The sequence below is a fragment of the Paraburkholderia sp. JPY419 genome (genome assembly GCF_050435705.1).
GTDB lineage: Bacteria > Pseudomonadota > Gammaproteobacteria > Burkholderiales > Burkholderiaceae > Paraburkholderia > Paraburkholderia youngii.
On sequence record NZ_JBNDKV010000004.1, the window covers coordinates 24,119 to 47,205 of the forward strand.

Genomic DNA, 23,087 nt, shown 5'->3' on the forward strand with positions numbered 1-23,087 from the left:
AGAACACCAGGCATGAAACACGACGACCCCATCCTGCGCTACTACGAAGCCGAAATGCGCTACCTGCGCGAGGCCGGCAAGGAATTCGCGAATGCGCATCCCGACCGCGCGCGCATGCTGAACCTCGATCGCGTCGGTGATCGCGATCCCTACGTCGAGCGCTTGCACGAAGGTTTTGCGTTTCTGACCGGCCGTCTTCAGCAGAAGCTCGACGATGAATCGCCGGAGTTGACCGAAGGCCTCGTGAGTCTGCTGTGGCCGCACTATTTGCGGATGATTCCGTCGCTGTCGATCGTCGAACTGTTGCCGCTCGCGGAGAAGCTGCAGCGAACCGAGCTGGTGCCGGCCGGCGTGCCGGTGCGCTCGGCGCCGATCGCGGTGCCGAACGCGGCAGGCGCCGAGGGGGCGACGCCGAAGACCGTGCAATGTCTGTACCGGACCACGCAGCCGGTCACGCTGCAGCCACTGTCGATCACGCACGCGGGGCCGACCGTGCGCCACGACGGCCGCTCGATCGTCCGGCTCGGCTTCGAGCTCGATCAGTCCGCGCGTCGCAAGGAAACTGACCTGTCGCGCGTGCGGCTGTATCTGAATGCGGATCTGCCGACCGCGTTCGCGATGCATCTGGCACTTACGCGCGAGATCGATGCGATCCACTGGCGCATTCCGGAAGTGCGCGATGGCGAAGCGCTGCCGCTCGCCAACGTGACGATCGAGCCGGCCGGTTTCTCTGCCGACGAAAGGCTGTGGCCGAAGGCCGATGCGGCGTTTTCCGGATACCAGTTGCTGCTCGAATACTTCACGTTCCGCGAGAAATTCCTGTTCGTCGATCTGTACGGACTCGACGTGACGAAGCTGCCGGACAATTCGACGCGCTTCGAACTGGAGATCGTTCTGAAGCACGCGTATCCGTCCGAGCAGCGTTTCAGCGCGGAAAACGTGCGGCTTTTCTGCGCGCCGGTGATCAACCTGTTCGAACTCGACGCCGAGCCGATCGAGATCGACCATCACGAAACCGAATACCGCGTGTTGCCCGCCGGTCATCAGGGCGAGCATGTCGAGACCTATTCGGTCGATGCGATCGAGGCGTTCGATCACGACACCGCCGAGCGCTACGAGTACGTGCCGTTCGCGACGTTCCGTCATCGCGGCGGCATGCTGCGGCACGAGGCGCCCGAGCGCTACTTCCATGCGCGCGTGCGGCCCGGCGTCGCGGGTCTGCACGAGACGTGGGTCGTGCTCGGCGGTCACGCCTGGGAGACGATGCACACGCTGCCCGAGGAAAGCCTGTCGCTGCGCGTAACCGGCACGAACGGCATGCTGCCACGCAAGGGCCTGCGCGAAGCGCACATCGCCGAGTTGGCGGCGAGCACGCCGAACGTCGGCGGCGTCAACAATCTCGTCGCGCCGACGCTGCCGCTCTATCCGCCGACCGGCGACCGCTTCCAGTGGCGTGTGCTATCGCATCTCGCGCCGAATTTCCTGTCGATGATGAACGCGGAAGTGCTGCGCGGCGCGCTCGCGCTATACGACTGGACCAGCGACGAACTGAACCGCCGGCGGCTCGCGGGCATTCTTTGGGTGTCGCAGGAGTTGCTCGAGGAGGTGGCGGGCGGCTCGGTCGAGCGCGGCGTGCATATCGAGGTGACACTCGATTCGCACGCGTTCGCGGGCGAGGGCGACGTGATGCTGTTCGGCGAATTGCTGCAACGGTTTTTCGCGCTGTATGCGGAGATCAATCTGTTCACGAAGCTATCGATCGTGAGCCTGCCGTCGCGGACCCGCACCGATTGGCCGCGCAGCAAGGCGCAACGGGCTCCGCTATGAGCGCATACGCGAATGCTTTCGAGGCGCGCGACGAACCGCCGAATCTCGAACAGTTCGTCGCGGCGCTGCTCGCGCGTGCGCCACGGATGAACTTCATGCAGTTGTGCCGACTGCTCGAATTGCGGGCGCCGAACCATGCTGGTTTCGGCACTCGCGATACCCCGGCGCACGAGCCGGTACGCTTCCGGCCACGCGCGCGCACCGGTTTTCCGGCGGGCGAGGTCGCCGCGGTCGAATTCGACGATGATCCGGATGCCTTCGTCGGTTACGTGGCGCCGACCGTGCGCACGATCTTCATGGGACTCTACGGTGTCGACGCGGCGATGCCGTCGCACATGATCGATGAGATCGTGCTGCGCGAGGAAGGGCACGAAGTGGTCGAAGCCTTTCTCGATCAGTTCAATCACCGCTTCGTCGCGCTGCTGTATCGCGCGTGGAAGAAGTACCGCTATCCGGAGAGTTTTCGCGCGGGCGCCAGCGATGCGCATTCGCGCAATCTGCTGTGCCTCGCCGGCTTCGGCTGGGGCGATAAGCCGCAACGCGCAGGCTTGCCCGATTCGCGGATGCTCGCGCTGCTCGGCCTGTTGATCCAGCGTACGCGCACGCCCGAAGGGCTCGCGGGCGTGATCGCGCTCGCGGTACCGGGCGTCGATGTACGGGTGGACGAGTTCTTTCCCGCGCCCGCGCGCGCCGGCAGGCCGCAACGGCTGACATCGTTGGCCGCTCGTGCTGGTGCAACCGGCGACGACAACGCGCGCCGCGGCCTCGGCGGCGGCTATGTGCTCGGCAAGCGGCTTGCGTATCGCAGCCGGGCGGTGCGCGTGACGTTGCGGCCGGCCGATGCCGCCCAGGCGCACGACCTGTTGCCGGGTGCGTGGCTGCATCGCGAGTTGATGGCGTTCGTGCAGTTGTATGTCGGGGTAAAGGCCGACGTGCATCTGCGGATGGAAATGTCGTCGCGCCTCGCGCCGCTTTGCGCGATCAACGGCGGATCGCCAGGACCCGCGCCGCGCCTCGGCTGGACGACCGTGCTGCCCGCCGCGAGCGAATGCCTGATCAACGTCGCGCTCGGGGTTTATCAAGCGTTTCCGAAGCCCGCGGCCAATCCATACCTGACTCGATCCGCGTGATGAACAACGCGCCCAAAGGACTATCGATGAATCTTCGTTCTACCGTTTCCACGGTTGCGGCCGTCGCGCTGCTGTCCGCCTGCGGCGCATGGCAATCCATGTCGGACGCGTCGTCGAGCGCGTATCACGCGGTGTTTTTCAAGCGGATCAAGGTGCTCGACGTCGATCTGTCCGCGCGCGAAGCGCTGAACCCCGACGACGCCGGTCGCGCGACATCGGTCGCGGTGCGCGTGTATCAGTTGAAGGACCGCAAGGTGTTCGATGGCGCGTCATACGAGGATCTGCTGAAGAACGACCGCACGCTGCTCGCGCAGGATTTGCTGGCGAGCATGGCATCGGTGCTGAATCCAGGGGCGTCGGCGAGCCTGTCGCAACCGATGCAGGCCGATACGAACTATGTGGCGATCGTCGCGTTTTATCGCAATCCCGGCAACGGGGATGGCTGGAAGTATGTGATCGAGAAGAAAAAGCTCGACGCGGACAAAGCGTTGAAGATCTCGTTGATGGATCAGTTTCTGGTGACGGCGGGCAACGTGGCCCACGATTGAGTGAGCCACCGGCTCAATCCTTTCGACCGAGATAGCCCGGCAGTCCCAGTGCCCGGTCGCTCTTTGCCAGCTTCAAGGCTTCCTTGAGCAAAGCCGAGAACTTTTCGTCGTTATCGGGCCGCGGCAACATCGCGCGAAAGAAGTCGGACCAGCGAAATTCTTCCAACGGGACATTGGTTTTTTCATAGCCGCCGGCATCGCGGACCGCCGCCGCGAGGCTTCGGTATTCATCGTCCTTCATTTCCCACACGTGCTTGGCCAATTCGGCAAACGGCCGGCGCACCCCTTGCGCGTCGTACGGAAAGGTCCATCGTTCGTTTTCCATGCTGAGCCAGAACGACGCCCACGTGTACGAGGAAAGATCCCGCACCAGCACGACCGGAACCGAGCGCACGCCAACTTGCCACAGCGCCGCCGCCACATGGTGATGATCGATCGCGAACGGTATGCCGCTCGGTCCGCAGACGATCGGTATCGGCTTTTCGGCAATGGCCATTTGCAGGTCATGGGCGCTCAGCGATCGGTATTGGCGGGCCTTTTCTCTGACCTCGCGCGCGCCGTGGGTTATCTGCGTCGGACGCAGATCTTCGATTTGCCGCGTGTCCATGTCGGTCTCCGTGTCGGGAAGCGATCACGCGGATTCCGCAAAATTCATGCCGCCGCACGAAGCGTCGCTCGCGTTCCGCCAGACTTCTACGGCGCATCGTCCACGCACAGCACCGGATCGCTGACCAGACAATCCGCATCGGATGCGGCAGGTGCTCCGCCGCGCGTTTTCAACGACGTCTGCTGTGCGGCGATGCGCAAGCCTTTGGGCAGCAGCACCCACATGCGCAGCCGCTCTTTGGTGCGGCTCGCCTGGGTCTGCGCGATTTGACCGAAGCCGTACAAATAGTCCGCTCTGACGGCGTCCTGAATCGCGCCGCCCGAATCCTGCGCGAGCTTTCGAGGTGCGGATCGAACACGAGATAGACGACGCCCGTCGCTCCCGTGCCCAGCACGCGGTCGATCCGGTACTTGCCAATCCGAGTAGGCGTTGCTTCGTTGCTCATGCGGGTTCCGGTCGAGGGGCGGCTGGCCGATCACGCCAGCCGCCCCTCGCGGACAACGGCACCGCGACGGCCGGCGCGCGCAAGCTCGTCGTGCGCGGCATGGAGATGGAGGTCGATGTCAGCGACGACGGCGCGGCCGCCGCGAGCAACGACGGCAACGCAGCGGCTGCCGACGGCGACGACGATGTCGATGGTCGCGTCGTCATCGCCGGGCTCAGGCGTCGCGGTGGCTGCGGCGAAGGTATCGGCTAGATCGCCCGCGAGCGCCGCAGCACGTCACCGGGCAGTGCGATCGAGCCGGCCAGCATCGATGCCGTCGCCATTAAGCTGGCCGTCTATGTGGGGCCGATCGCGAAGATGATCGCCAGTCGCGAGGCGCGGCATGCCGCAAGTTTCGACGAATTCGTTCAACGGGTCGAAGCTTGCATCGGCGACGCCGCGCAGCGCCGCCGGTTCCGGTACGATCTCGATTCATCGGGTTAGCTTCACGAATCGAGCGCTGCTACCCCGAATTCAAAAGGGGGATGAAGTTGAACCACAGTCTGCAGATGTTCGACCTGAGCGGGCGTCGCGCGCTCGTCACCGGATCGAGTACCGGTATCGGTTATGCGTTGGCACAAGGGCTGGCAGGCGCTGGTGCGGAAGTCGTGCTGAACGGCCGCAATGAAGCGAGGCTGGCGGAAGCGGTCAGCCGCCTGGGCGACGCAGGCGCGATCGTGCATGGGCGATGTTTCGACGTGACTGCTCCGGAAGCGGTGGAAGCGGCGGTGGCGCAGATCGAAAGCGAGAGCGGCGCGATCGATATTCTCGTGAACAACGCCGGCATGCAGCGGCGCGCGCCGCTCGAGCAGTTCTCGCACGCGCAATGGGAACAGCTGATGAAGACCAATGTGGATAGCGTGTTTCTGGTCGGGCAGGCGGTCGCGCGCTACATGATCGCGCGCAAGCGCGGCAAGATCATCAACGTCTGCTCGGTGCAAAGCGAACTCGGCCGGCCCAATATCGCCGCCTATACCGCGAGCAAAGGCGCCGTGAAAATGTTGACGAAAGGCATGGCGATCGATTGGGGCCAGTATGGCATTCAGGTCAATGGCCTCGGCCCCGGCTACATCAGGACGGAACTGACCGACGCGCTCGTCAACGATGAAGCGTTCAGCAACTGGCTGGTCAATCGCACGCCTTCGCGACGTTGGGGCGAGGTGCAGGATCTGGTCGGCGCGGCGATCTTTCTCGCGAGCGGCGCGTCGGACTTCGTCAACGGTCATGTTCTTTATGTCGATGGTGGGGTGACGGCGACGCTTTGACTGGCTCTCAGGCCGCCGCCGCAGAGGCCACGCGTGATGGGGCGATGATGCGGCGAATCGAATCGGGAATAAGCACCGCATCTCGGTGGTCTTGCAGGTAAGACTGACATCGGATGGGTGATCAAATGAACCTGATCGACGAGGCGGCGTTTGCCCCGCACGTGACATACGACATCAACGGGACGTTCGCATGACGTTGCGGATGCAAGCCGCTCTGCGACGATTGCAACTCGGCTCCGGCGTGGTGTTGCTGGTCTATCTCTTTCTCCATCTGCTCAATCACGCGCTCGGAATCTGGTCGCTCGAACTCGCCGGACGCGGGCTGGTTCTGGCGCTGCGGCTCTGGCGCAGCGCACCTGGAACGATCGCGTTATACGGAGCGGCTGCGCTGCACTTCGTGCTGGCGATGCGAACGATTTATGCGCGCCGTCACTGGGCGTTGCCTCCGGCGGAGTGGGTGCGTCTGTGGGCAGGACTCAGCCTGCCACTGCTGCTGATCCGTCATGCGGTGACGACCCGGCTCGCATCCACGCTCTATGGCTTCGAACCGGACTATGAGCGTGTCGTGATCCAGTTGCTGACGACCGGTACGCAGGGTTTGCAGCTTGCGCTGCTCGCGCCCGGATGGATACACGGGTGCCTTGGATTATGGTTTCGCTTGCGTCACATGCGATGGGCGCTTCGCATGAAACCCGTGCTGTTGACATGGGTCATCGCGCTGCCACTGTTGTCCGCGGCAGGCTTTGTCAGGATGATGCGAGCCGTCGAAGCGAAGCGGGCAATCCTTCCAACTCCCGATCCAAAGCTGATTGCGCATCAGCTTGCATTGAACACATGGCGTCACGATCTCGTGGCCTTGTATCTGTCTCTGATCGTCGGCGCGTTCGTCGCAGGTCAATTGCGCAATGGGATCGAACGTCGAAGATTGCGTGGTAGTTCTATTTAGAAAAGACCGGGAATATCCAACGAGAAAACTCCGTCTACCGGATGTGCATCGCGTAACACTCACGATCTGAGGAGACGGTCCGAAGTGAATGCAGATGCGCGAATACATTCTCAGGTCAAAAGGAGCACATCATGAAATCGGAGTCGTTGAGTCAATACGCCGTTTGCTCGCTACTGAGCTGCGTGTTCGCCGGTGTGATGTTGATGGCGGGCTGCACAAGTGCGGATGCGCAAACTGTATCGGAGCCCGAGCCTCATCAACTCACGCGCGCGGAGGTCATGCACGAACTCGAGGAGCTGGAAGCGGCGGGATACAACCCGTCGATGGGCGATGATGGTTCGTATCCCGCCGATATTCAGGCCGCGGAAGCGAAGGTGGCCGCAATGCATCGAGCGGATAGAGCCGCGGCGATGAACGCGGGACAGAGCGGTCAGATGGTGCGCACGCATTGAGGGGAAAGACTGGAACGTTGATCCACCCCCCGCTGGCGTACCGTAACATTAAAATTTTCAATGACCCTATTGCGTTCATTGCATTGCCAGCATGAGGTAGGAATCGTATCTTCGTCTCCAAATCACGGAGACATCTATGAAGATCGCATTCCTGGGAGCCGGCGCGTTGGGTTGCGCGATCGGCTCCGCGCTGACTGAAGGCGGCCATCAGACGTGGCTGGTCGACCGCTTCGCGGCGCACGTCGAGGCCATGCGCCGCGACGGCCTGCTAGTCGACGATGCCAACGGCTCACGCCGCGTAAAAGTCCGCGCGACGATGAACCCCGCCGAAGTCGGGCCGGTGGACCTCGTCATCGTGCTGGTCAAGTCCTTCCACACCGATTCGGCAATGCGCGGCGCGCTCGATCTCGTCGGACCCGACACGCTCGTGTTGTCGCTGCAAAACGGCCTCGGCCATGAAGACGTGCTCGGCGAAATCGTCGGCCGGGAGCGCGTGCTGGCGGGCAAGACCTATGTGGGCGGCGTGCTGAAGGCGCCCGGGCATATCCAGTCGGGCGTGAACGGAAAGCTGACCATCGTCGGCGAGCTCGATGGTCGGGTCAGCGACCGGATCCGCGCCATCGCCGACGCGTTCAACAGTGCGGCGCTGACGACCACGATCAGCGACAACATCCTCGGCACCATGTGGGACAAGTTGCTGATCAACGTCGCGACGGGCGCGATCACCGGCATCACCGGTCTGACGTATGGGCAACTGTACGAAGAGCCGGTTCTGAAAGCCACCGCGTTGGCGGCGATCGAAGAAGCGATGGCAGCCGCGAAGGCCGCCGGCATCCGTCTTTCGATGACGAAAGCGGAACAAGCCTGGACGCTCGCGGCCGAAGGACTCTCGCCGGCGTTCAAAACCTCGATGCTGCAGAGCCTCGAAAAAGGCTCGGTCACGGAAATCGACTTCATCAACGGAGCGGTCGTGCGGTGGGGCGAGCGCCTCGGCGTGCCGACGCCGGTCAATTCGACGCTGGTCGCGTGCATCAAGGGCATCGAGCGCGCGATGACCGACCGTCAGCGAGAAGGAGCGACGGCATGAGCGGCGCGAAAGCCTATCTGGAGCACGTCGCCATCTGGGTGACGGACATCCACTGGCATATCCGCTTCTTCGAACGAGTCTTCGGCATGACCATGCGCGAGGTGGATGGCACGCGCGACGAGCCGCGTCAGTACTGGACGCTCGGCGGACTGCAGTTCATCAGTGATCCGCGCTATGAAGGTCCCGAGGGCCGGCTCGCGCATCTCGGCGTGATGTGCGAGGACCTCGAGGCTTCGCTCGCCGCGGCGCAAGCGTTCGGCGTCAGTGAAATGCCGCAAGGGCGCAACTGGCTGCGCCTGCCGGATGGACTCGCGGTCGAACTGATTCAGGCCAAACCCGCCACCTGCGTTGCGCAGGCGCTGGCGATCAATCCACGCGCGGAGGCGTAAAGCATGAGCACGATCATCGAAAAGTACTGGGACGACGCGAACGAGGGCGACGAGTGCGTGAGCCCGACCTATACCGTCACCAAAGAACGCATTCTCGCTTACGCCGATCTGACCGGCGATCACACGCCCGTGCATGTCGACGAGGAATATGCGAACGCGAGCCACTTCGGTTCGATCGTCGCGCACGGGCTGTTCGGCCTGTCGATCGCCGATGGCCTGAAGACGCAGAGCGACTATCGCTTCCTGCCGGGCATGTCGCTCGGCTGGACGTGGGACTTCCTGCTGCCGATCAAGGTCAACGACGTGCTTCGCGTCAAGTTCCGCGTCGGCAACATGCGGGCGAGCAACAGCCGTCCGGACTGGGGCATCGTCGTGCTGCCGTCCGAGCTGATCAATCAGGACGGCCAGGTCGTCCAGCGCGGCGAACATCGGCTGATGGTGCCGCGCCGTCCGGGAGCGAACTGATGCAAGCCCGCCCCCTCGAAGGTATTCGCGTCGTCGACTACAGCCACTTTCTTGCCGGTCCGTACGTGGGCCGCTGCCTCGCGGCGCTCGGCGCCGAAGTGATCAAGGTGGAGCGTCCCGGCAGCGGCGATGCCGGCCGGCAGCACGCGACCATCCTCGACGACCAGCAAAGCGCCTACTTCCTGCAATTGAACATGGGCAAGCGCGGCGTCAGCGTCGACATGAAAGACCCGCGCGGCAAGGAGTTCATGCGGCGTCTGTGCGATTCGGCCGATGTGTTCATCGAAAACTATCGGCCGGGTGCGCTCGACAAGCTGGGCCTCGGCTATGCCGCGTTGTCCGAACGCAATCCGGGTCTCGTGTACTGCTCGATTTCGGCGTACGGTCACACCGGACCCGACGCGCATCGCGCCGGCTTCGGCCTGATCGCCGAGGCGAAGAGCGGCATCATGCAGATGGTCGGCAATCCCGGCGAACCGCCGCCGCTGATGCGCATTTCGCTCGGCGATATGTACACGGGCATTCACGCGGTCGCCGCGATCAACGCCGCCTTGCTCGGCCGCGTGAAGAGCGGCCGCGGCCAGCATATCGACATGGCGTTGTACGACACGCTGGTGTCGATGCACGAATACGCGGTGCAGTGCTACACGATGCAAGGCGTGCTGCCCGAGCAGACGGGGCACGACATGCCGACGTCGACGCTGTACGGCGTGTTCCGCGCGGCCGACGGCGATCTCGTGATCGCCGCGCAGGTTGACGATGCGTGGAAGCGGTTTGCTTCGCTCGTCGAACAGCACGGCGGTCCGGCCGGCTTCGGCACCGATGCGAGGTTTCACAGCCTGAACGGACGCAACTCGCATCGCGACGAAATCCTCGCGGTCGTGAAGCCGTGGGTTGCGGCGCGGCCGGTCGCCGGCGTGCTGGCGCTGCTCGATTGCGTCGACGTGCCTTGCGCAAAAGTGCAGCGCATCGATGAAGTGGTCAACGATCCGCAGATCGTCGCGCGTGGCATGGTGATCGAGCAGGACCATCCGCGCTTCGGAAAGCTGCGCCTGCCTAACCTGCCGTTCCGCTTCTCTGACTGCGACACGTCGATCCGCGAAGTCGGCCCGGATCTCGGTCAGCACAACGCGGAAGTCGCGCAGTCGTTGGGCTTCAGCGCCGCGGAAATCGACGCGATGCAGACCCAGGGCGTGCTGTTTTCGAAGAGGAGTGGGTGATGAGCGACCAATACGCGGTGATCGGCAATCCGATCGGCCACACGAAATCTCCTCTGATTCACGGTCTGTTTGCGCAGGCGACCGCGCAGGACATCAGCTACTCGGCGATCCAGGGTCCGATCGAGCCCGCCGATGCTTTCGCCGAGACCGTCAAGACGTTCATCGCCGCGGGCGGCAGAGGCATGAACGTCACCGCGCCGTTCAAGATGCAGGCGTTCGCGATTGCCGACGAGCGCAGCGAACGGGCCACGCTCGCCGGCGCCGTGAACGCGCTGAAGTTCGAAAACGGCTGGATCATTGCCGAGAACTTCGACGGCGTCGGTCTCGTGCGCGATATCGAAGTGAACCTCGCTCAGCCGATGGCGGGCAAGCGCGTGCTCGTGCTGGGTGCGGGCGGAGCGGTGCGTGGCGCGTTGCTGCCGTTCATCGCGGCGCGTCCGGCACAACTGGTCGTCGTGAATCGGGATGTGCGCAAGGCCGAGGCGTTGGTCGCGCAAGTCGCGAGCAGCTGCCCATTGATCGCATGCGGCTACCGGGAGCTCGACGGGATGGGGCAGTTCGATCTCGTCGTGAACGCGACATCGGCGAGCCTGACCGGTCAGTTGCCTGCGGTTCCACCGGACGTGTTCAGCCCAGCAGGAACCGCGTACGAACTCGCGTATGGAAAGGGGCTCACGCCGTTCCTGCGGCTCGCGCGAAATGCGGGCGTGCAGGGCATCGCCGACGGCGTCGGCATGCTCGTCGAGCAGGCAGCCGAAGCGTTCGAGTGGTGGCGCGGCGTTCGACCGCAGACGCAAGCGATCATCGACCGGCTGAGCGTTCCGCTCATTTGATGCATGCGGTGGGGCGAGGAGGCCCAGGTTACGGACGCCCGTTCATGGGCATAGCGCAATGGATACAATGTCGATATTGCAAATGACAATACCGCCATGAGTACCACTGAGCTTCCGGACCTCAAGCTGCTTCAGCTTTTCGACCTGCTTTACGACGTGCGAAGTGTCACGCGCGCCGCTGAGCAACTGGGACAAAGTCAGCCGACGGTCAGCATCTGGTTGGGTCGCTTGCGCGAGCATATGCAGGACCCGTTATTCGTTCGCACGCCGGGCGGTATGACGCCCACTCCGCAGGCTGACGCGTTGATCGGACCGTGCAGGGAAATTCTCGAGTCGCTGCGCCGGTTCGCTGCGTGGGAGATATCGTTCGATCCCGCCACGGCCAAACGACGGTTTCGAATCTGCATGACGGACGCGAGCCACATTACGCTGCTGCCGCGAATGTTGGCGCATTTGCGGGCGCAGGCGCCAGGCGTTCGGCTCGAAGCGGCAAGGATCGACGGCAATACGGAGCGGGCGCTCGCATCCGGCGAGGCGGATCTTGCGATCGGGCACGTGCCCTGGCTGGGGGGCGGTATGTACCAGCAACAGCTTTATATGCAGGACTGGGTATGCCTTGCCAACCGCAATCATCCTCGCGTGCGTGCGCGGTTGAGTCTGAAGCAATACCGCAGCGAGGGGCATGTCGTCATTGCGGCTGGCACGGGCGGGCAACTGCTCGAACAGGCGTTATTGCGCGAGAACATCGAACGCGACGTCGTGCTCGAATTGCCCGGCTTCCTCGGACTAGGATCGATCATCAAGTCGACCGATCTGATTGCTACCTTGCCCCGACACATTGGCGAGACGCTGGCGCGGGCGAATGACGTCGTGGTCCATTCGTGTCCTTTCCCGGTGGACAGGTTCGCGGTGCGCCAGCACTGGCACGCGAAATACCATCACGAAGCCGGCAATCGCTGGCTGCGCTCGGTCGTCGCGGATCTGTTTCTCAATGGGAGCAGAAGCTAGTTGCCCCGGCTGCTGCTGACGAGGGCACAGAGTATTCGCACTGAACCAGATTCTCCGCCTTCATCGGCGTCGTCAAAAAGAACCCTTGCACGAAGTCGCAGCCTGCGTCGCGCAGCGCATGCCACTGTTGATTCGTTTCGACGCCTTCGGCCGTCACTTTGATGCCGAGTTCGTGCGACATCTGGATGATGCCCCGGACGATCGACGCGGCCGCCGAGTCGCGGCCCAGCGTGGCCGTGAACGAGCGGTCGATCTTGACGATGTCCGGCGAAAAATCGGCCAGATAGCGCAGGCTCGAGTATCCGGTTCCGAAGTCGTCGATGGCGATGCGCACGCCCAGGCGCTTGAGCGCCATCAACGTTGCCTGCGCGAGTGAGGGGTTTTCCATCAACGCGCTTTCGGTCAATTCGATCTGCAGGCAGCGCGGCGGCACCCGGTGTTTTCGGAGCGCCTGGTCGACTATCGCGACCAGCGAGTCATCCCGCAGCTGACGCGCGGACACGTTCACCGACATCGACAGCCCTTTTTTGCCGGCGGCCTGCCAGACGGCCAGTTGAGCAAGCGCCGCGTCCATGACCCACGCGCCGACTTCGACGATGAACCCGCTTTCCTCCAGGATCGGGATGAAGCTGCCAGGACCCACCAGACCTCGCGCTGGATGGTTCCATCGAACCAGTGCTTCGACGCCTTTCACCGCCAGAGAGGCTGGCTCATGAATACCCTGGAAGTGCAGCACGAATTGGTTCGACGCCAGCGCCGTGGGCAGATGGCACTCCAGCTCGAAATCTCCGAGCACATCGCTGGACGCTTCGTCGGCGAACCGGAAGCCGTTGCGGCCACCTTTTTTCGCCGCATACATCGCGATATCCGCGCTCGTCAGCAACGCCTCGTGATCGCGACCGTGCTCCGGATAGATGGATATGCCGATCGACGCCGTGACGAATGGCGCGGCGTGGTCTTTCCGAACGTCGCTTGAAAACAGGTTCAGAAGAGACTGCGCCAGGCTTGCCAGCGTGACCTTGTCGCTCTCGCCCCTGACGATCACCGCGAACTCGTCTCCGCCGAGGCGCGCGACGCACGCATCCGGCGGAAGCGCGCCCTGGATGACCTTGGCGATGTCCTGCAGCAGACGGTCTGCGGCCGTATGGCCCAGCGTATCGTTGAGGACCTTGAAGCGGTCGAGATCGACGAACATCAGACCGAAGGCGACGTTCTGCCTGCAAAGCTTCTTCATGTGGCGGATCAGCGCGCCGCGGTTAGCCAAACCCGTGAGCCCATCGGTGTAGGCCAGACGGTCGAGCGCCGCGAGGCGCTCCTGTTCCAGCGTGATGTCCTCGCTGACGCCGACGATGCGCACCACGTTAGCGGAGCCGTCGCACACGGGGTAGGCCGTGCTTCTGATCCAGCGCAGGCAACCATCCGGGCGGCGGATACGGTATTCGAAGCGACCTTCCGACACTTCGGACGCAATACGGTCCATCTCGGCGAGCAAAGGCTCCAGATCCTCCGGCACCACGAGGTCGAGCCACGCCGAAGGCCGGTCGCTGAGCTCTTGAGGCGTAATGCCGAATACGCTTTCGACACCCGTGCTGACATGGTGACAGTGTTCGAAATGCGAGCTATACGAATAGAACACGAGCCGGACATGCAACTCCATCTCATGCATCAGCTCATCGCGTTCGCGCAGTGTCTTCAACAGTTCCGATTGCTGGGTGACGTCCTCTGACGCACATAGCAGCGCGGTCACCGCGCCGTCGTCGTCTGTTACTGGCGTGAGCGTGGAGTTCCACCATTTGGTGCGCCCCCGCGTCGTCGCGCAGCTTCCCGTGAACGATGTGCTGTTGCCGGCGACGGCGCCCGCCAAAGCCTGCTCGGCCGCCGCGCGGTCCTCGCCGGTCCAGAAAGCGAGCCAGTCCGCGCCGGACAGTTGCTCCGGTGACTCCGCGTCCATCAACATCGCGCCATGCTCCGATACCCGCAGCATTTTTCCGTCGGTAGCGAGCACCTTCAGGCAGTCGCGATTCGCGTGCAGAAGCCCGCTCGCCAGTGCGGTGGCGGCGCTTTGCCGCGCGTAATCCAGGCCGAGTTTGCGACGAACGATCGCGAGGCCGGCGACCCCTGACATCATCGACAACGCAACACGCAGGGTAGTCGCCGCTTCACCGGCAGCTTGATGCACAAGAGCGCCGACGCCAACACCGGCAACGACGGCGATGCCGAGACTCGTCAGCGGGATGGTCCTGCGTTGACCATACCGCGACAGGAAATAGGAAAGAAACTGCTGGTTGCGGCCTGACCAGCCATTCACGTGTGCGTCGCTATCGACCCGGGACTCAATCGGGTTGGGTTTTGTAGGGCACGAGGCCGCTTTGAATCTCACGCTGTTCTCCGACTACCGGGTTGAGCGACGGCTCGAACGCTGCGAGCCGCCTCACTTTTACGATTACGGTAGATCTTCGCGAATCTTTAATGCGGGAAAACCAGCGGGAGCCGCGGATCGCATCGGATCGAGGCGAGTTGCGCACCTGTCAGTCTTCGCGAGGCTGGACCCGCGCGAATTGACGAATGTGCTCGGCAAGAGCGGGTATGCCCGAGTCGCGAGCGACATAGTGCGCGACCTGCCGGGTGGCCAGATCGATGGTCACCTGATCGTCGGGGGTTTTCGTGTTGGGTCCGTCGACCGCGGGATGGTATTCGATGCGCAACTGCCTCGCGTTGGCGACGAGCCGCAAATAGCCGAAGTTGCGGTCGTCGTAGCTCTCAAGGACGACCGCATCGGTGTCTTTCGACGCGGCCTGGATCAGCTGCGGCGCGCGAAGGGGTGGCTGTCCGTTGGTGGTGAGCTGCTGCACCGCGTGACCGCCGTTGCCACAAACGATGTAAGGGATGTGGGTGCCATCGGAACGGGTTCGCGTAAAGCGCTGATAGTTGTGCGCGTGTCCCGCGAGGTCCGCATGCGGCCAGATACCGACCTCATCGCAAACCGTGTCGATCTGCTGTTGCATTTCCACGCTCCAGCCGTGACGCCCGCGCGCCACATACGGCGGATGGTGATGCGCGAACAGCAGCGCGCCTCGATAGTTCTCTTTCTTCACCCGCAATAACGCCGCTTTCAGGAACTTCAGCTGACTGTTGCCGATGTCACGGTCCGCGATCACACCGGGGTCCTCGAGCGTATTGCTGTACAACGCGATGATGCGCACGAACGGCGCCTCGAACGTGAAGAAAACGCCTGGCTGAATTTGCGCGGTCCGTGAAAGGTGGCCCGCGTCGGGAGAGACCTGGAAGCAGTCGGAGCAGAAGTTCCTCAGAAACGCCTGCAGGCTTTTCTCATGCTTCAACGGCGAAACCATTCCGTCGTGGTTGCCGGCAGCGGCGAGAATCGGCGCATGGTAGTTGCGGTACGGTTCATAGAACTGATCGTAGTAGTACTGCGCCTCGCCAAAGCTGTAGACGATGTCGCCCAGCAGAAAGTTGAATTGCGGCACCTCGGCGGGATCGGCTTCGTCGAAGTCGCTGACCATCTTGTCCGCGACTTCGTTCTGGGTGGCCGGACCCTTCGTACTGCCGCAATCGCCGGTGGCGTGAAAGACGATCTGTCCATTCTGGCTAATCGTATCGATGAGCTGCTGGTTGTTGTTCACCACCTCCGCAAACGTCAGCCGGGGCTCGGTGCCGCCGCGCGGCGGCGGAAACGGCAGCGCCTTCAGCTTGTGCTCGCGGTTCAGTTCGTCGATGACCTTGTAGGCCGCGGTATCGGATGCGTGCCTGACCACGAAGGTTTGCGGGTCCGGCGTGGGCTGCGGCTGCGAGAAAACCGGCGCGGCGAGAATCCTGCCACTGCGGTTGCCGCGTGAGGGTGACGATTCGTCTGAACGCTTCTTCGGCATGTGCAATCCTCCTTGGTCGTCGATCGGTAGCGGCCACGCGGTTGTCGGCAAACCGTCAGCATGTGACGGCACTGTCGATGGCCAGATGCACCGTTCAGACGAACGTATAACCAGGAAGTTCAGATGCGGTTGCCGTTGCGCAACCCGTACGGCGCGAATCGCTAAGCATGGTTTTGCCGTACGAAAGCCGGGTTCGAGGTGAACACGCGTCTGGTTACGACGGCACGAACACGCCAACCGCCGCCAGCGCCATCGCGAGCGTCGCGAGCCATCCTCCCCACGCCAGCACGCCCTTGACGGCGAACTGTCCCATCACCCGCCGACTTCGCGCCATCAGCATCATGACGACCATGATCGGCACCGCGGTAACGCCATTGATCACCGCGCTCCAGTACAGCGCGCGGATCGGGTCGAAATGCATGAAGGTGATAGCCACACCGCCGACGATGGCCAGTGCGATCACCGCATAAAATTCGCGCGCGAGCGTCAGATGCAACGCCAGACTGCTGCGCCAGCGAAAGCTGCCCGCGGCGGCGTAGGCGGCCGAGCCGGCGAGAACCGGCAGTGCGAGCAGCCCGGTGCCGATGATGCCGAGCGCAAACAGGACGTAAGCAAAACGCCCGGCAAACGGCTCGAGCGCTCGCGCGGCATCGGCCGAGGTTTTTACTTCGATGTGGTGCAGATGCAGGGTAGCCGCCGCAGTCAACATGATGAAAAATGCAACGAAGTTCGACACCCCCATGCCGACCCACGTATCGAAGCGGATTCTTCGCAACTGCGCCGGCGCCTGGTGCGGCGCGCGGCGCAGCGGCGCCTGTTCAGGTGCCGAGCGCATTTCTTCGACTTCCTGCGACGCCTGCCAGAAGAATAGATACGGACTGATCGTCGTACCCAGCACCGCGACGATCATGGTCAGATAGTCCGAGGTCAGCGAGATGCGCGGCAACACAATCGCGCGCGCGACTTCGCCCCAAGGGATCGGCACGATGAGAGCGACCGCGACGTACGCAAGAAGCGATAGGGCGGTCCACTTCAGAATCCGCGCATAGCTGTCGTATGGGACAAAAATCTGCAGGATGACCGAGAACGCCCCGAGGCCGACGACGTAAAGGTGCTGCGGACCTGGCAGCAGTAGCCCGGCCGCGGCGCCCATCGCCGACAGGTCAGCGGCGATGTTGATCACGTTTGCCACGACGAGCAGGGCGACCGCGCCGTACAGCAGCCACGCCGGATAATGCGCGCGGATGTTCGACGCGAGGCCCTTGCCGGTCACCCGGCCAATCTGCGCGCTCACCAGCTGGATCGCGGTCATCAACGGATACGTGATCAGGATCACCCACAGAAGGTTGAACCCGAACTGCGCGCCGGCCTGCGAATAAGTGCCGATGCCGGATGGATCGTCGTCGGCCGCGCCGGTGATCAGGCCGGGGCCCAGGCGTCTGATCCAGGATCGCTCGACGGGGTCGCGTACGGCGGATTCCGGCTCGATCAATTTATCGTCGTTCATATATATGCACCTCGCCGCCACATTTAGCAAATCGCGGGCCCGGGGTGTTCGGGGCGGCGTTGCGCGGCTTCGGCGAGCAGAAGCGAAGCGCGGCTTCGGTACAAATACGCGGAAATACGGGCTTCTGGAGGGGAGGAACGAACGTTGGGCCGTGCCGGCGGATACCCGTCACCCGTGATGCGCTGGAGCCTTCGTCTGCAACTGGATCAAGTCGATTGCATAAAGCAATTCTTCGAGCACGATGGGCTTGGCAACGATGGCACCGACCTTGCCAGCGAAACTGGCCGCGTCTTCGGGCCGCGCCAGCGCGATGATGCGCGGTTTATCGATGCATGTATCGAAGCTCTCCACGAACCACAACGCTGTCGTAATCGAATTGACGGGAACGTCGAGAATGATCAATTGGCGCGACGGCTCGAGCCATATTTCATGCCAATGGTCGAAACCGAGCGCTTTGGAGCGCCCATATCCCTTGACATTGAGCAGAACCCGCAGAGAATCCCGGACCGCCTTGTCGTGCCCAACGATGACGACCGCGCCGATGCATTGTGATGGTCTCTTCACTGCGTGGGCCGTCGCGGCCCGCAGTTGCCACTGACAGCGCTGCCATTGCACCCGGGACAATTCGTAGTCGCGCTGCGCTTTCGACAGCGCATTCAGCGATGTTGCCGGGTTACTTCTCAACTGTTGCAGATCGCGAGTCGCCTGGTCCAGTGCGGTGCAGGCGACGCAGAAGGCGAGCTTGTCTTCTGCGGTCGGTCCCGGATTCGAAGATGACACGCCGCGTTTCTCCCGAGCCGGTATGCACGTTTTGTGCCGTAGACCTTGCTCATTCCCGCAGCATAGGGCGGAAGGGCGCAAAATGCCAGGCGCGGCTCAGTCCATTCGCGGCTTGAACGCATACTGCTCGATCTCGCCGCCGCGTGCGACCACCGCCGTGCTCTCGGGAATTTCCTCCCAGATGCCCGGCAAGTCCGAGAGCGGCTCGGACAGCACGAGGAACGCATTCTCGCCGGCCGTCCTGATGCGCTCGTCGTCGGGATACAACTCGCGCAGATGGCGGAACGACGTGCTGTGAAACAGCGAGCGCGACTGGCCTTCGCTCGAATAACGGACCGCGATGATCTGCTCGCCGTCGGTCGCGCACACGGTCATGTTCAGCGGTTCATCGACGCCATGCCGGCGGCCGGTGGCTTCGACGAAGCCGACCATCCGCTCGAGCGCGGTGACGGGCGTGAGCTCCAGCCCGAAAGTCAGCGCCAGAAAAAACAGCACCTCGGAATCCGTCGAGCCCTCGATGGACGGGAACAGATCGGGGTCGATCTGCACCATCAGATCGCGGCGCACCTTCGGGTAGTTGCGCACCAGCCCGTTGTGCGCGAACAGCCAGCGGCCGTGGCGGAACGGATGACAGTTGGTTTCCTGCGACGGCGTGTCGGTCGCCGCGCGTATATGAGCAACGAATAGCGGCGAATGGATCGCCCGGGCGGCCTCGCGTAGATTGCGGTCGCTCCATGCGGGCTGAATGCAGCGGTAGCGAAACGGAATGTCGGTGGGATGGCCATACCAGCCGATCCCGAAGCCGTCGCCATTGGTGGTGGTGGCGCCGAGCCGCGAATGCATGCTCTGATCGATCAGCGAATGCCGGGCGTTGAACAGCACGGTTTCGAGCTGAAGCGGATTGCCGGTATAAGCGAGCCAGCGGCACATGATTGGTCTCCTGTCGGTTGCGCATGACAAACCTACACCACCGCACGGGCGGCGTTTGTAGGACCAAAGTCCGATTGAGGGAGGCTTGATGCATGTCACCATAGACAAAGACGTTGCGTTGCGACCTCGCACCGACCTAATCCGATAGAGGCAGGACGCACATGATCCATTTCCCGGACAGGTTACGTTATTTTACGGCCCCCCGTCCGCAGTTTTCGGATGGTCACGGTGCTGTCACAGATGAAGACCCGCAATGGGAGGATGCCTACCGCAAACGCTGGCAGCACGACGAGATAGTTCGTTCAACTCATGGAGTGAACTGCACGGGGTCCTGCTCATGGAAGATCTATGTGAAGGGCGGCATCGTCACGTGGGAAACGCAGCAGACGGACTATCCGCGCACCCGGCCCGACATGCCCAATCACGAGCCACGCGGATGCTCGCGCGGCGCGTCCTATTCGTGGTACCTGTATAGCGCGATCCGCCTGAAATATCCGCTGGTGCGTAGCGCGCTGATCAAGCTGTGGCGCGAGCGCCGCGCTTCGCTGGAACCGGTGCAGGCGTGGCAGCCGATCGTCGAGGACGAAACGGCGCGGCCTTGGCGGATTCCTGCTGCCGATTATCTTTGGCATCCTGCTGGAGTTTTTCAGAGTGCGTTCCACCTGCTTCATGTTCCTGTACGGGATCGTCTGGGTTTCGCTGATCCTGATCTATCTGTCGGAAGTGCGGCGTACACCGGTCGCGGGTTCCATGGCCTAGCCGTGTTCGCCAACGCGCAGCACTGAGATTCGCGCAGGCTGCAGGCTCTGCCAGCCAGCCTGCTTTTTTGCTGATGGAGGTGCCCGATGAAACGCCGTGAACTGTTGGTTGCGCTGGCCGCAGGCGCGCTCGCCGAGGGTTCTACCAGCCTGGCGCAAGGCGCCCAGGCAAAATTCACCGATCAGATCGAGTTGCCCAAGCCCAACCTCACAGGCACGGTGTCCCTCGAGGAAGCCATCGCGAAGCGCAGGTCCGTGCGCCGATTCGCGTCGAAGCCGCTGCCCGTCGAAGTCATCGGCCAATTGATGTGGGCGGGGCAGGGCATCACCAGCTCGGACGGTAAGCGCGCGGCTCCGGCGGCCGGCGCTTTGTATGCGCTCGAACTTTACGTGGTGACCGCCACGGAGGTGATGCACTATCTGCCGGAAGGCCATCGGGCCGAGAAGCGCGCCAGCCACGACCTGCGCCCCGAACTGCGAGCGCTTGCGGTCAACCAGGCGTCGGTCGAGGCGGCCCCGGCCTTGCTCGTGGTGGCCGCCGACCCCAGCAGGCTCACCGCGAGATATGGCGGGAGAGCCAATCTGTATGCCGATCTCGAGGTCGGGCATTCGACCCAGAACATGCTGCTGCAGATCGTCACGCTGGGGCTAGTCGCCGTGCCCGTGGGCGCCGTCGACGGGGCTCCGGCGGCGCGCAAGCTCGGGCTGCCTCACGGCCAGACCGTCCTCTATCTGATCCCGGTAGGCTATCCGGCCTGAGTCGTTCGGAGAGGCACGATCAGTTCGATCAAACCTTCGCGAGTTTTACGGTCTCCAGCGTCGGGCGGTAATTGGCCAACGCCTGGGGCTGCACTCGCTTTGTTGCACGACCGGCAGTAGCGTATCGACACAGTCCAGCGCGTCCGTCAATCGCCCGAGCACGATCAGCGAGCGCGCCGCATCGAGACGACCGTGAAACATCGCGTCGCGCGGTCCAGCCCGTTCCACCATGTCGATGAGCTGCCCCATCTCGGCCTTGACGCGCGCGCGGTCGATAGGCCAGTGGCGGTCAATCCAGTTCCGAAGTGCGCGAACCAGCACCACGCAATCGTCGTACTCACACTGCAAGCTATCCATTGCCACCCTCAGCCGTATCCCGGGTCGGCCTGATCGAGCCGTTCATTGGGGAACAAACCCTCCCCATCTCGCCCGCATCTATATGTCAAGCAAGCGGCGCGCCACGTGTCGCCGGTGCTGTGCATCGTGGCTAGATTGGGGCTCGGCCATGTTCTCGCAATTCGGGCTCGAAGAATATCCATCGAGCGGTTGGAAAGCGCTGCTTCAATTCGTGCTCGATGCGGTCGATCGTGCGCACCATCTCGTTTGCATTGTCGTGCGGTTCGAGTTCGGCCTGAATCGCAATCACCAGATCCTCCGACCACTTCAAGGCGATCAGACTGACGATGCGACGGACTTCGCGGCGCTCGCTGAGCCACGCGCGCATCTCCTGGCGTATGCGCTGGTGCGCCGATTCACCCACGAGAAGCGATTGGATCTCGCGCATCGAGAACAGCGCCGTGGCCATCAGCACGATGCCGACGCCGACACTGCCTAGCGCATCGTAAAGCGGATTGCCGGTAAGAACCGTAATGCCGATCGCGATGAGGGAGACGAGCACGCCCGTTACCGCGGCGGCATCCTCGCTGACCGCGAGCATCACGGACGGCCTGCCGCTTTCCCTGAACCAGTTCAGTAGCCCGCCGGCGCGATGCCGGGGCTCGATCGTGCGAATGGAGGCTCTGAGAGCGACTGCCTCGATCACGCCGGACACGCACAACACGCCGATCGCGAGCAAGGGCTGTTCGAGCCGTGAGTGATGGATTGCTCGAAAGCCGCCGATCACCATCGACACAACGCCGCCGAAGATGAAAAGCTGCATCGCCACCAGCATTGCGTAGACATAGGTCGCGCGACCGAAGCCGAGTGGATGTTGCTCGTCGGGCTCGGCTCGCGCGGCGCGGTGACCGACGAGCAGCGCAATCTGGTTCAGACAGTCGGCGCTGGAGTGTACGGCTTCGGCGAGTGCGGACCCCGAGTTGGTGTAGAACGCGACGGCGAACTTGCACACGGCGACGGCGATATTCGATGCGAGGGCGTAGTAGACCGCCCGTGGCGCAGATATGTGCCGCCCGGACCTGGCCCTCATGACCCTATCTCCTTGTTCAAATCGAACACGGGCGATTCCCGAGCTTGGAGAGTGAACAGCAAAAAGCAGACCTCGAGACGCAAGACGCCTGTCGACTACAGCAGAGTCCAACCGATCTGGCGTCCGTTGCAGCGTGCGAGCTGGAACATTCTCATCGGCCCTCTGTCACCTCTGTTGAGGAACCAGACGAATGGAGACGCAACATGACTTCCCACGCGACGACTGCCGGCGATCAACCGAACCGGCCGACACTGAGTGCCGACGAATCAGCAACACGGCAGGCAAGCGACGCGGTCGCCCACTTGGTCGAGGAACTCCAGGCCGGCTGGGACCAGCATGACGCGGACCTGTCGAACCGCCACTTTGCCGCGGACATCATCTGGGGCAGCCCGTTCGGTGCATCTGTTCGTGGCTACGCGGAACTGCATCCGATCCATGCGCGATTGAAGCGATCGGGAAAGGGTGGCAATGCTTCCCGCTTCGAGATCGTCGGTGTGCTTGCGCCGGCTCCGGACGTGGCGGTCGCGCAAGTTCGGCGCGTAGCGCTCGGCCCGGACGGACAGGTGGCGGAACCGTCCCATGACCTCGCGGCGTCGTTCTCCGAGATGGCCCTTTACGTACTGGTGCGCCGGGACGGAGTGTGGTGGGTCGCGGCAGGGCAGAACACGCCCATTCGGCCCGCTCCATAGCGTGACGAAGGGCCGCTTGCGGGCTTCATATCGACCTTCCGGTGGCTTTTTTCGTCTTACATTCCCCCTTTCCTGGATGCAGGTTTT

At 63.0% G+C, this 23,087-nt stretch carries 24 protein-coding genes and 3 pseudogenes; 17 read left to right on the plus strand and 10 right to left on the minus strand.

Annotation, left to right across the window (positions count from 1 at the left end):
- Positions 1 to 12 precede the first annotated feature (12 nt).
- From tssF to tssJ, 3 genes are read left to right on the plus strand one after another with little or no spacing between them, the layout of a single operon-like run.
- A complete protein-coding gene (gene tssF / locus QFZ91_RS28550; RefSeq protein ID WP_429569184.1) occupies positions 13 to 1,827 on the plus strand; it encodes a type VI secretion system baseplate subunit TssF in 1,815 nt (604 codons plus the stop codon).
- Entirely contained in the window at positions 1,824 to 2,957 is a 1,134-nt protein-coding gene (gene tssG / locus QFZ91_RS28555; RefSeq protein WP_429569185.1) for a type VI secretion system baseplate subunit TssG, read from the plus strand. The genes tssF and tssG overlap by 4 nt, the downstream gene beginning before the upstream one ends.
- Positions 2,958 to 2,983: 26 nt before the next feature.
- Positions 2,984 to 3,505, plus strand: coding sequence for a type VI secretion system lipoprotein TssJ (gene tssJ / locus QFZ91_RS28560; RefSeq protein WP_429569186.1), 522 nt, complete (start codon positions 2,984 to 2,986; stop codon positions 3,503 to 3,505).
- Between the two features lie 13 nt (positions 3,506 to 3,518).
- On the opposite strand, the gene QFZ91_RS28565 is transcribed toward tssJ, so the two are convergent.
- From QFZ91_RS28565 to QFZ91_RS28575, 3 genes and pseudogenes are all read right to left on the minus strand, one after another.
- Entirely contained in the window at positions 3,519 to 4,112 is a 594-nt protein-coding gene (locus tag QFZ91_RS28565; RefSeq protein ID WP_429569187.1) for a ParB-like protein, read from the minus strand.
- 86 nt (positions 4,113 to 4,198) lie between these two features.
- On the minus strand, positions 4,199 to 4,336 hold the full coding sequence (locus QFZ91_RS28570; RefSeq protein WP_429570972.1) for a hypothetical protein: 138 nt from the start codon (positions 4,334 to 4,336) through the stop codon (positions 4,199 to 4,201).
- Positions 4,337 to 4,435, minus strand: a pseudogene (locus QFZ91_RS28575) (hypothetical protein); the annotation flags it as partial. It abuts the gene before it with no gap.
- Between the two features lie 20 nt (positions 4,436 to 4,455).
- Here QFZ91_RS28575 and QFZ91_RS28580 point away from each other — a divergent pair.
- The 10 genes from QFZ91_RS28580 (at position 4,456) to QFZ91_RS28625 (ending at position 12,261) form a co-directional block, all read left to right on the plus strand.
- Positions 4,456 to 4,809, plus strand: a complete 354-nt coding sequence (locus tag QFZ91_RS28580) for a hypothetical protein (protein ID WP_429570973.1) — start codon at positions 4,456 to 4,458, stop codon at positions 4,807 to 4,809.
- Positions 4,810 to 5,081: 272 nt separating this feature from the next.
- A complete protein-coding gene (locus QFZ91_RS28585) occupies positions 5,082 to 5,861 on the plus strand; it encodes an SDR family NAD(P)-dependent oxidoreductase (protein ID WP_429569188.1) in 780 nt (259 codons plus the stop codon).
- Between the two features lie 190 nt (positions 5,862 to 6,051).
- The gene (locus QFZ91_RS28590; RefSeq protein ID WP_429569189.1) at positions 6,052 to 6,807 is read left to right on the plus strand and encodes a hypothetical protein; all 756 of its coding nucleotides are present in this window, start codon (positions 6,052 to 6,054) and stop codon (positions 6,805 to 6,807) included.
- A gap of 131 nt (positions 6,808 to 6,938) precedes the next feature.
- Positions 6,939 to 7,259 (plus strand): DUF4148 domain-containing protein, encoded by a 321-nt coding sequence (locus tag QFZ91_RS28595; protein WP_176379446.1) that lies wholly within the window; start codon positions 6,939 to 6,941, stop codon positions 7,257 to 7,259.
- A 136-nt stretch (positions 7,260 to 7,395) separates the two neighbouring features.
- On the plus strand, positions 7,396 to 8,346 hold the full coding sequence (locus tag QFZ91_RS28600; RefSeq protein WP_429569190.1) for a ketopantoate reductase family protein: 951 nt from the start codon (positions 7,396 to 7,398) through the stop codon (positions 8,344 to 8,346).
- Positions 8,343 to 8,735, plus strand: coding sequence for a VOC family protein (locus QFZ91_RS28605; protein WP_176365901.1), 393 nt, complete (start codon positions 8,343 to 8,345; stop codon positions 8,733 to 8,735). Before QFZ91_RS28600 ends, QFZ91_RS28605 begins: the two co-directional genes overlap by 4 nt.
- Positions 8,736 to 8,738: 3 nt before the next feature.
- On the plus strand, positions 8,739 to 9,200 hold the full coding sequence (locus tag QFZ91_RS28610; RefSeq protein ID WP_429569191.1) for a MaoC family dehydratase: 462 nt from the start codon (positions 8,739 to 8,741) through the stop codon (positions 9,198 to 9,200).
- Positions 9,200 to 10,420 (plus strand): CaiB/BaiF CoA transferase family protein, encoded by a 1,221-nt coding sequence (locus QFZ91_RS28615; RefSeq protein ID WP_429569192.1) that lies wholly within the window; start codon positions 9,200 to 9,202, stop codon positions 10,418 to 10,420. Before QFZ91_RS28610 ends, QFZ91_RS28615 begins: the two co-directional genes overlap by 1 nt.
- Positions 10,420 to 11,253 (plus strand): shikimate dehydrogenase, encoded by an 834-nt coding sequence (aroE, locus tag QFZ91_RS28620; protein ID WP_429569193.1) that lies wholly within the window; start codon positions 10,420 to 10,422, stop codon positions 11,251 to 11,253. Before QFZ91_RS28615 ends, aroE begins: the two co-directional genes overlap by 1 nt.
- A 96-nt stretch (positions 11,254 to 11,349) precedes the next feature.
- The gene (locus QFZ91_RS28625) at positions 11,350 to 12,261 is read left to right on the plus strand and encodes a LysR family transcriptional regulator (RefSeq protein ID WP_429569194.1); all 912 of its coding nucleotides are present in this window, start codon (positions 11,350 to 11,352) and stop codon (positions 12,259 to 12,261) included.
- Here QFZ91_RS28625 and QFZ91_RS28630 read toward each other — a convergent pair.
- The 5 genes from QFZ91_RS28630 to QFZ91_RS28650 form a co-directional block, all read right to left on the minus strand.
- The gene (locus tag QFZ91_RS28630) at positions 12,242 to 14,569 is read right to left on the minus strand and encodes an EAL domain-containing protein (protein WP_429569195.1); all 2,328 of its coding nucleotides are present in this window, start codon (positions 14,567 to 14,569) and stop codon (positions 12,242 to 12,244) included. The genes QFZ91_RS28625 and QFZ91_RS28630 overlap by 20 nt on opposite strands.
- A 220-nt stretch (positions 14,570 to 14,789) precedes the next feature.
- Positions 14,790 to 16,151: a metallophosphoesterase family protein gene (locus QFZ91_RS28635; protein ID WP_429569196.1), complete on the minus strand. Its 1,362-nt coding sequence runs from the start codon at positions 16,149 to 16,151 to the stop codon at positions 14,790 to 14,792.
- A 214-nt stretch (positions 16,152 to 16,365) separates the two neighbouring features.
- Complete coding sequence (locus QFZ91_RS28640) at positions 16,366 to 17,658, minus strand: NRAMP family divalent metal transporter (RefSeq protein ID WP_429569197.1); 1,293 nt, start codon at positions 17,656 to 17,658, stop codon at positions 16,366 to 16,368.
- A 168-nt stretch (positions 17,659 to 17,826) separates the two neighbouring features.
- Complete coding sequence (locus QFZ91_RS28645; protein ID WP_429569198.1) at positions 17,827 to 18,438, minus strand: response regulator receiver protein; 612 nt, start codon at positions 18,436 to 18,438, stop codon at positions 17,827 to 17,829.
- A gap of 96 nt (positions 18,439 to 18,534) precedes the next feature.
- Positions 18,535 to 19,368: a class II glutamine amidotransferase gene (locus QFZ91_RS28650; protein WP_176120320.1), complete on the minus strand. Its 834-nt coding sequence runs from the start codon at positions 19,366 to 19,368 to the stop codon at positions 18,535 to 18,537.
- Positions 19,369 to 19,529: 161 nt separating this feature from the next.
- On the opposite strand from QFZ91_RS28650, the pseudogene narZ reads away from it, so the two are divergent.
- The 3 genes and pseudogenes from narZ to QFZ91_RS28665 all read left to right on the plus strand — a co-directional run.
- Positions 19,530 to 19,964, plus strand: a pseudogene (gene narZ / locus QFZ91_RS28655) (nitrate reductase subunit alpha); the annotation flags it as partial.
- Positions 19,963 to 20,127: pseudogene (locus QFZ91_RS28660) on the plus strand (MFS transporter); the annotation flags it as partial. The pseudogenes narZ and QFZ91_RS28660, both read left to right, overlap by 2 nt.
- Positions 20,128 to 20,213: 86 nt before the next feature.
- Positions 20,214 to 20,885: a SagB/ThcOx family dehydrogenase gene (locus tag QFZ91_RS28665; protein WP_368595929.1), complete on the plus strand. Its 672-nt coding sequence runs from the start codon at positions 20,214 to 20,216 to the stop codon at positions 20,883 to 20,885.
- A 45-nt stretch (positions 20,886 to 20,930) separates the two neighbouring features.
- On the opposite strand, the gene QFZ91_RS28670 is transcribed toward QFZ91_RS28665, so the two are convergent.
- Both QFZ91_RS28670 and QFZ91_RS28675 read right to left on the minus strand, forming a co-directional pair.
- A complete protein-coding gene (locus QFZ91_RS28670) occupies positions 20,931 to 21,242 on the minus strand; it encodes a hypothetical protein (protein ID WP_176379456.1) in 312 nt (103 codons plus the stop codon).
- A gap of 130 nt (positions 21,243 to 21,372) precedes the next feature.
- Positions 21,373 to 22,311 (minus strand): cation diffusion facilitator family transporter, encoded by a 939-nt coding sequence (locus QFZ91_RS28675; RefSeq protein ID WP_429569199.1) that lies wholly within the window; start codon positions 22,309 to 22,311, stop codon positions 21,373 to 21,375.
- Between the two features lie 203 nt (positions 22,312 to 22,514).
- Here QFZ91_RS28675 and QFZ91_RS28680 point away from each other — a divergent pair, with 203 nt between their 5' ends.
- The gene (locus QFZ91_RS28680) at positions 22,515 to 23,000 is read left to right on the plus strand and encodes an SgcJ/EcaC family oxidoreductase (protein ID WP_429569200.1); all 486 of its coding nucleotides are present in this window, start codon (positions 22,515 to 22,517) and stop codon (positions 22,998 to 23,000) included.
- The last annotated feature ends 87 nt before the right edge of the window (positions 23,001 to 23,087 follow it).